Origin of the sequence: Streptomyces sp. NPDC048290 (assembly GCF_040652095.1) — a bacterium.
In the GTDB taxonomy this organism is placed as follows: domain Bacteria; phylum Actinomycetota; class Actinomycetes; order Streptomycetales; family Streptomycetaceae; genus Streptomyces.
On the sequence record NZ_JBEZLM010000004.1, the window covers coordinates 448,867 to 456,372 of the forward strand.

The 7,506-nt window shown below is 72.6% G+C and carries 6 protein-coding genes and 1 pseudogene; 5 read left to right on the forward strand and 2 right to left on the reverse strand.

All coding sequences use genetic code 11. From position 1 onward, the window contains the following. Positions 1–74 precede the first annotated feature (74 nt). The gene (locus tag AB0D49_RS09355; protein ID WP_362753343.1) at positions 75–1,415 is read right to left on the reverse strand and encodes a sensor domain-containing protein; all 1,341 of its coding nucleotides are present in this window, start codon (positions 1,413–1,415) and stop codon (positions 75–77) included. Between the two features lie 408 nt (positions 1,416–1,823). Beyond that, positions 1,824–3,041 (reverse strand): sensor domain-containing protein, encoded by a 1,218-nt coding sequence (locus AB0D49_RS09360; protein ID WP_362753346.1) that lies wholly within the window; start codon positions 3,039–3,041, stop codon positions 1,824–1,826. A gap of 240 nt (positions 3,042–3,281) precedes the next feature. Here AB0D49_RS09360 and AB0D49_RS09365 point away from each other — a divergent pair, with 240 nt between their 5' ends. From AB0D49_RS09365 to AB0D49_RS09385, 5 genes and pseudogenes are all read left to right on the forward strand, one after another. After that, the gene (locus AB0D49_RS09365; RefSeq protein ID WP_362753349.1) at positions 3,282–3,701 is read left to right on the forward strand and encodes an NADH-quinone oxidoreductase subunit A; all 420 of its coding nucleotides are present in this window, start codon (positions 3,282–3,284) and stop codon (positions 3,699–3,701) included. Then, the gene (locus tag AB0D49_RS09370) at positions 3,692–4,381 is read left to right on the forward strand and encodes an NADH-quinone oxidoreductase subunit B family protein (protein ID WP_362753352.1); all 690 of its coding nucleotides are present in this window, start codon (positions 3,692–3,694) and stop codon (positions 4,379–4,381) included. Before AB0D49_RS09365 ends, AB0D49_RS09370 begins: the two co-directional genes overlap by 10 nt. Beyond that, on the forward strand, positions 4,378–5,619 hold the full coding sequence (locus AB0D49_RS09375; protein WP_362753355.1) for an NADH-quinone oxidoreductase subunit C: 1,242 nt from the start codon (positions 4,378–4,380) through the stop codon (positions 5,617–5,619). Before AB0D49_RS09370 ends, AB0D49_RS09375 begins: the two co-directional genes overlap by 4 nt. After that, positions 5,616–6,584, forward strand: coding sequence for a complex I subunit 1 family protein (locus AB0D49_RS09380; protein WP_362753358.1), 969 nt, complete (start codon positions 5,616–5,618; stop codon positions 6,582–6,584). The genes AB0D49_RS09375 and AB0D49_RS09380 overlap by 4 nt, the downstream gene beginning before the upstream one ends. 2 nt (positions 6,585–6,586) lie before the next feature. Next, positions 6,587–7,138: pseudogene (locus AB0D49_RS09385) on the forward strand (NADH-quinone oxidoreductase subunit I); the annotation flags it as partial. Between the last annotated feature and the right edge of the window lie 368 nt (positions 7,139–7,506).

The following is a 7,506-nucleotide window of genomic DNA, read 5'->3' on the forward strand; positions in this document are numbered from 1 at the left end:
TCGGACCTGAATGCGTATGGGTGCCGGTTGAGCAGTTGGTCGGAAGGGGGGTGAGGGCCGGGGGAGGGGTGGGGTCAGCCGCGCCAGGGCAGCTCCGCCGTCACCCGGGTGGGTCCGCCCTCGGGGGAGTCGACCACCAGGATGCCGTCCACCGCGTCGAGGCGGCCCGCGAGCCCGGCGAGCCCGGACCCCGCGCCGGAGTCCGCGCCGCCCACGCCGTCGTCCGTGACCTGGAGCATCAGCCGGTTCTCCACCCGCCACACATCCACCCACGCCGACCTGGCCCGGGAGTGCTTGGTGATGTTCTGGAGCAGCTCGGAGACGGTGAAGTAGGCGATCCCCTCGATGGCGGGCGCGGGCCGCTCCGACAGATCCACGTCCAGCCGCACCGGGACCGCGCAGCGCGAGGCGACCGAGGACAGCGCGGCGTCCAGACCGCGGTCGGTCAGCACCGCCGGGTGGATGCCCCGGGCCAGGTCCCGCAGCTCCTGGAGCGCGGTCTTCACCTCGCCGTGCGCCTCGTCCACCATCCGCGCCGCCGCCTGCGGGTCCTCGGCCAGCTTCTCCTTCGCCAGCCCCAGATCCATCGCCAGGTTCACCAGCCGGGCCTGCGCCCCGTCGTGCAGATCCCGTTCGATGCGGCGCAGGTCGGCCGCCGCCGTGTCCACCACGACCCCCCGGTCCGACTCCAGCTCCACCACCCGGGTCGCCAGCCGCGACGGGCCGAGCAGTCCGTGCACCATCAGCCGGTCGACCGTGGTCAGCGCCCGGGTGATCCAGGGCGCCGCCAGCACGAACAGCAGCCCCACCGCCGCCGTCACCGCGATCTCGAACGGGTTGTCCAGATACATCTGGTGGGTCGCGTCGCCGTACAGCTGGATGCCGTCCTGCCCGCCGTACACCGGCAGCACCCAGAACCACAGCGGATACGACAGCAGCGACCAGCCGGTCACCCAGACCGTGACCGCCACACCGAACGAGAAGACCGCCCACGGCAGATGGAGCACCGAGTACAGCAGCGCCCGCCACGACGCCCCGTCCTTCAGCGCGGCCCACATCCACGCCATCGCCCCGCCCTTGCGCACCCGCAGCGGCTCCGGAGCGGCGACGTCGAGACCGAGCAGCCCGCGCGCCCGCACCCGCTCCAGCGCGCCCAGACCCCGGCTCCCGGCCAGCGCCCCCGCCAGCACCGGAATGCCGAGGAACGTCACCAGCAGGCCGACCCCCAGCGCGAACATCGTCACCGCGTAGGTGAACAGCGCGATGCTGATCGGCAGGCTGAGCAGCACATAGAGGAACTCCCGCCAGGCCCGCCCCGCGAACGGCGCCCTCAGCCCGACGGGCACCCGGCCGCCCCGGCGTCCGTACCCGGCGCCGTACTGGTGGTGCTCGTGCCCGTACTCCGTTGTGGTCATCGGTGTCGTCCCGTCCCGTTCCCTCGCCGCCGGCCCTGGGCTCGCGTCCCTGTCCGTTCCGTTGTCGTGTCCTCAGCTTGCTGTGCGGGGGGCGGGGGAACCATGGAGCGGGTCGGCCTCTTGGGAGGGGGGTTTTCCCTACCTGGTGCGTCGGCGGGGGCCTGGTCCTCCGGGCCGTCTTCCAGGACGTCTTCCGGGCCGTATCGCCGACCGTATGGCCGACCGTTTGGCCGTATCGGTGGCCGTCTGGCGGGATTGCCGACCGTATTGCGGGCCGTGTTCACGCCGCTCCCTGGCCGCTCCGGGCCGTACCTACGCCGGTCCCTCGCCCTTCCGGGCCGTGCCTACGCCGGTCCCTCGCCCTTCCGGGCCGTACCTACGCCGGTCCCCGGCCCGTCCGTCCCGCCGTCAGCTCGTGCGTTCCCGCCACGGCAGCTCCGCCGTGATCGTCGTGGGTCCGCCCTGCGGGGAGTCGACGACGAACAGGCCGTCCACCGCGCCCAGCCGCTCCGCCAGCCCCCGCATCCCCGTACCGCCGTCCAGGCTCGCCCCGCCCCGGCCGTCGTCGCTGACCTGGATCAGCAGCCGCTCCCCGGAACGCCACACCTCGACGCCCGCCGAGCGGGCCGCGCTGTGCTTGCTGACGTTCTGGAGCAGCTCGGAGACCGTGAAGTAGGCGATGCCCTCGATGGCCTCGGCGGGACGGGCCGGCAGATCGACCGTCACCTTCACCGGGACCGTGCACCGGGAGGCGACCGAGGACAGCGCGGCGTCCAGACCGCGGTCGGTGAGCACCGCCGGGTGGATGCCCCGGGCCAGGTCCCGCAGCTCCTGGAGGGCGAGTTTCACCTCGCCGTGCGCCTCCGAGACCATCTCCGCCGCCGAGTCCGGGTCCTCCAGCAGCTTCTCCTTCGCCAGCCCCAGGCCCATCGCCAGGTTCACCAGCCGGGCCTGCGCCCCGTCGTGCAGATCCCGTTCGATGCGGCGCAGGTCGGCCGCCGCCGTGTCCACCACGATCCCGCGGTCCGACTCCAGCTCCGCGATCCGCCGCTCCAGCTCGTCCGACGGCGACAGCAGCCCGCGCACCATCGCCCGGTCCACCTGGGACAGACCCCGCGCGATGAACGGCAGCACCGGCCACAGCACGAACAGCGACACCAGCGTCACGGTGAAGGTGAGCACGCCCCACGGCAGCCGGATGACGTCGTACAGGAACGTCCGCCAGCCCACCGGGTCCTTGAGCATCATCCACATCTGGGTCAGGAAGCCGCCCTCGCGCCGCCCGCGCCACGGCAGCCGGCTCGGCTCCTCCACCCGCACACCCAGCAGCGCCCTGGCCCGCGCCCGCTCCAGCCGGCCGAGCCGGCGCGCGCCCATCAGCCCGAGGGCGAGCAGCGGCAGACCGACCACGGTCACGGTCAGCAGGGCGCCGGTGGCCAGCACGGTGATCGTGTAGACGAACCCGATCAGGGACATCGGCAGGTTGAGCAGGAGATACGCGATCTCCTTCCAGGTGTGCCGGTCGTAGCCCAGCCGGGGCGGGGGCAGCCGGTCGCTGTCGCCGCCGCCACCCACGGTCGTCTCCCCGCTGGTCGTGCCGCCCGTGGACGGGATGCGTTCACTCATGACAGCCAGCGTGCCTGGCGGGCGGGCGCGGCGCCATGAGGTGGACCGCACGCTTCGGCTGAGGAAAACCCCACCCCCGGCTGGCGCCGTGCGCCCCGACCCCCTACAGGCTGCTTACCGCGCCTTTAGCAGGGCCTAGACTCCCGTGCGTGCAGATCGTCGAACGGTGACGTACACGGTGTTCGTACAACAGGCCGGGACCGGGCTACGGCCGGGGCGGCCAGGGAGCGAGGGGCGGACGTGAGACAACCGACCGTCGAACCGACCGTCGGAGCGACCGGGGTTGTCGCGGCGGACTACTTCCAGACCTACTCGGTCGTCGGACTGCTGGCCGTGATCGGCGTGCTCTTCGTCGCCGTCGCCTTCGGCGCGGGACGGCTGCTGCGCCCGGTCGTACCGACCCCCGAGAAGCTGCTGACGTACGAGTGCGGGGTCGACCCGGTCGGCGAGGGCTGGGCCCACACCCAGGTCCGCTACTACGTCTACGCGTTCCTGTACGTCATCTTCGCGGTCGACTCGATCTTCCTGTTCCCCTGGGCGACCGTCTTCGCCGACCCCGGCTACGGGGCGACCACGCTGGTCGAGATGTTCATCTTCCTCGGCTTCCTCGCCGTGGGACTGCTCTACGCCTACAAGAAGGGGGTCCTGGCATGGACGTGACCCCGAACGAGAAGGACTCCGCGGCGGTTCCGGGGGCCGGTGCGGATGCGGTTCCGGGTGCCGGTTCTGGTGCTGGTGCCGGTGCCGGTGCTGGCGTGGTCCCGCTTCCCGAGCCCCGGCGTCTCGGTACCCTCGCCCGGCTCGCGCCCGAGCCCATGAAGGTCGTCCTCAACTGGGGCCGCCGCTACTCGCTCTGGGTCTTCAACTTCGGGCTGGCCTGCTGCGCCATCGAGTTCATCGCCGCGTCCATGGCCCGGCACGACTTCATCCGGCTCGGTGTCATCCCCTTCGCGCCGGGCCCCCGCCAGGCCGACCTGATGGTCGTCTCCGGCACGGTCACCGACAAGATGGCGCCCGCCATCAAACGCCTGTACGAGCAGATGCCCGAGCCGAAGTACGTCATCTCCTTCGGCGCCTGCTCCAACTGCGGCGGCCCGTACTGGGACTCCTACTCCGTCACCAAGGGCGTCGACCAGATCATCCCCGTCGACGTCTATGTCCCCGGCTGCCCGCCCCGCCCCGAGGCGCTGCTCCAGGGCATCCTCAAACTCCAGGAGAAGATCGCCCGCGAGTCGCTGGGCGAGCGGTACGCCGCCACGACCGGCGGCGGCCGTCCCTCCGCCGCCGCCCTCCAGAGCGACCTGGTCCGGCCACCGGCCGCCGAGGGGGAGACCCGATGACCACCGTCGGCTGGCTGCCCGCGGGCGCCGAGGAACTGTTCGGCCCGCAGGCCACGGCCGAGGAGTCCTACGACCTGCTCACCGTCGACGTCCCCGCCGACACCTGGACCGACGCCCTGCGCACCGCCCGCGACCGGCTCGGCTGCCACTACTTCGACTGGCTCAGCGCCGTCGACGAGCCCGGCACCGGCTTCCGCGTCGCCGCCCACGTCGTCGCCCTCGCCCCGGTACGCCGGCTGCTCCTGCGCACCACCGTCCCGTACGAGGCCCCCACTCTCCCCAGCGCCGTCGACGTGTACGCGGGCGCCGCCTGGCACGAGCGCGAGACCCACGAGATGTTCGGCGTGGACTTCACCGACCACCCCGGCCTCGACCACCTGCTCCTGCCCGACACCTTCGAGGGCCACCCCCTGCGCAAGGACTTCGTCCTCGCCGCCCGCGTCGCCAAGGCGTGGCCCGGTGCGAAGGAGCCGGGCGAGTCGGAGCACGGCGGGCCCAAGCGCCGCCAGATGCTGCCCCCGGGCGTGCCCGACCCCAACGAATGGGGCCCCCTGAAGGGCCAGCTGCCCCCGGCCCCGACCCGCCCGGCGGGCCGCGCCGGACGCGCGGCCGGGGAGCGACCCGTACGGCGGACCCGTACGGCGTCGGAGGGCTCCGCCAGCCAGACGGCCGCCGCGGGGACGCCGGCTTCCGCGCCGGGGCCTTCGGCGACTCCACGCCGGTCCCGGAGCGCGTCCGGGGGCTCGGCCTCCCAGCGGGCGGCTCCGCGGGCGGCTCCGCGGGCGGCTCCGCCGGGGGCGGGGGGATCGGGGTCGGAGTCGGGGCCGGGGGAGGGGTCGGGGTCGGGGTCGGAGTTCGGGCCGGGATCGGGGTCGGGGTCGGAGCAGGCTCCGGACACGCCTCGCCCGGCGACGCCGCCGCGCAGCGCGGACGCACCGTGGCATCACGCGCGCCCGGCGTTCGAGGAACGGCCTGGGGACGACGCCCGGGGTGGCGACAGCGGAGACGGGGATACGGGGGGCGGCGACAAGAGCGGCGGCGGCGCCGAGCACCGCGACCCGTCTACTCCCTCTGCCGCTCCTTCCGCCCCCTCTGCCCCATCCGAGCCCCCCGACCGCACGGAACATCCCGGAGTCCCCGGAGTCCCCGGAGTCCCCGGAGTCCCCGGAGTCCCCGGAGTCCCCGAAGACCGCGAAGACCGCGAAGACCCCGAAGATCCGGAAGGAGGCCGTCAGTGAACGACGTGCTGGATGTCGCCCTGCGCCTCCTGATCGTCTTTGTCGCGTTCCTCGTCCTCCCCCTGCTCGTCGGCCAGACCGAGCACAAGGTGATGGCCCATATGCAGGGCCGCCTGGGACCCATGTACGCGGGCGGCTTCCACGGCTGGGCCCAACTCGTCGCCGACGGGGTGAAGTTCGCGCAGAAGGAGGACGTCGTCCCGAACGGCGCCGACCGCCGTATCTTCCAGCTGGCCCCGGCCGTAGCTCTTCTCCCCTATCTCCTGGTGCTGCTCGCGATCCCGATCGGCCCCGGAGAGGGCGCGGTCGGCCAGGTGATCGACGCGGGCGTCTTCTTCGTCCTCGCGGTGATGGGCGTCGGCGTGCTCGGCTCGCTGATGGCCGGCTGGGCCTCCGCCAACAAGTTCTCCCTCCTCGGCGGCCTGCGCACCGCCGCCCAGCTCCTCGCCTACGAACTCCCCATGCTGCTCGCCGCCGCCTCCGTCGCCATGGCGGCCGGCACGGTCTCGCTGCCCGGCATCCTGGACGCGTTCGAGTGGTGGTGGCTGCCCTGGCAGATCGTCGGCGCGATCGTCTTCTTCGTGGCGGGCCTTGCCGAACTGCAACGCCCGCCGTTCGACATGCCGGTGGCCGACTCCGAGATCATCTTCGGCGCGTACACCGAGTACACGGGCTTGCGGTTCGCGCTCTTCCTGCTGGCCGAGTACGCCGGGATCGTCGTCCTGTGCGGACTGACCACCGTCCTCTTCCTGGGCGGCTGGCACGGCCCCTGGGGCGAGGACGGGCTCGGCTGGGTGTGGACCCTGCTGAAGACGGCCGTCCTCGCCTTCATCGTGATCTGGCTGCGTGTCACCTATCCCCGGATGCGTGAGGACCAGCTCCAGAAGTTCTCCTGGACCCTCCTCGTCCCCCTCTCCCTCGCCCAGATCGCCCTGACCGGCGTCGTCAAGGTGGTGATCCAGTAGCCATGCCCGAGCCCGAGTCCTCCCCGCCCTCCCGGCTCCGTTTCCCCGGCAGCGGCCTCGCCAAGGGCCTGGCCGTCACCCTGCGCACGCTGACGCGGAAGACCGTCACCGAGCAGTACCCGGACGTCCAGCCCGACCTCCCGCCCCGTACCCGGGGTGTGATCGGGCTGTTCGAGGAGAACTGCACGGTCTGTATGCTCTGCGCCCGCGAGTGCCCGGACTGGTGCATCTACATCGACTCCCACAAGGAGACCCTCCCGGCGACGGCCCCCGGCGGCCGGGAACGCAGCCGCAACGTCCTCGACCGCTTCGCCATCGACTTCTCCCTGTGCATGTACTGCGGTATCTGCATCGAGGTCTGCCCGTTCGACGCCCTGTTCTGGTCCCCGGAGTTCGAGTACGCCGAGACCGACATCCGCGAACTCACCCACGAGCGCGACAAACTCCGCGAGTGGATGTGGACCGTCCCCGCCCCACCGGCCCTCGACCCCGCCGCCGAGGACCCCAAGGAACTGACGACGGCCCACAAGACCGCGGAAAAACTGGCCGCGGCTGCGGGGGCTACGGGGGTTGCCGACGGTGCTGCCCCGGCGTCGGCGGGTGCCGGGGCTGAGGAGACCGCCGGGGGTACCGGGGCTGCGGCGGCTACCGGGAGCGCTCCGGCACCGAAGGGCGTACAGGCACCACACGTCGCCAGCGCAACCGGAGATACCCAGCCGCCGGCTGCCGCTGCCAGTTCCGCAAGAGCCGCCGAGGCCGCTCAGACACCGGCGGACGCCGAAGCCGCAAGGGCCGCCGAGGCCGCTCAGACACCGGCGGACGCGGAAGCCGCAAGGGCCGCCGAGGCCGCTCAGACACCGGCGGACGCGGAAGCCGCAAGGGCCGCCGAGGCCGCTCAGACACCGGCGGACGCGGAAGCCGC

What these genes read in the sequence shown, in the direction of transcription:
- AB0D49_RS09370 (WP_362753352.1), top strand. Translation starts at nt 3,692, where the DNA reads ATGGACGTGACCCCGAACGAGAAGGACTCCGCGGCGGTTCCGGGGGCC.
- AB0D49_RS09375 (WP_362753355.1), top strand. Translation starts at nt 4,378, where the DNA reads ATGACCACCGTCGGCTGGCTGCCCGCGGGCGCCGAGGAACTGTTCGGC.
- AB0D49_RS09355 (WP_362753343.1), bottom strand. Translation starts at nt 1,415, where the DNA reads ATGACCACAACGGAGTACGGGCACGAGCACCACCAGTACGGCGCCGGG.
- AB0D49_RS09360 (WP_362753346.1), bottom strand. Translation starts at nt 3,041, where the DNA reads ATGAGTGAACGCATCCCGTCCACGGGCGGCACGACCAGCGGGGAGACG.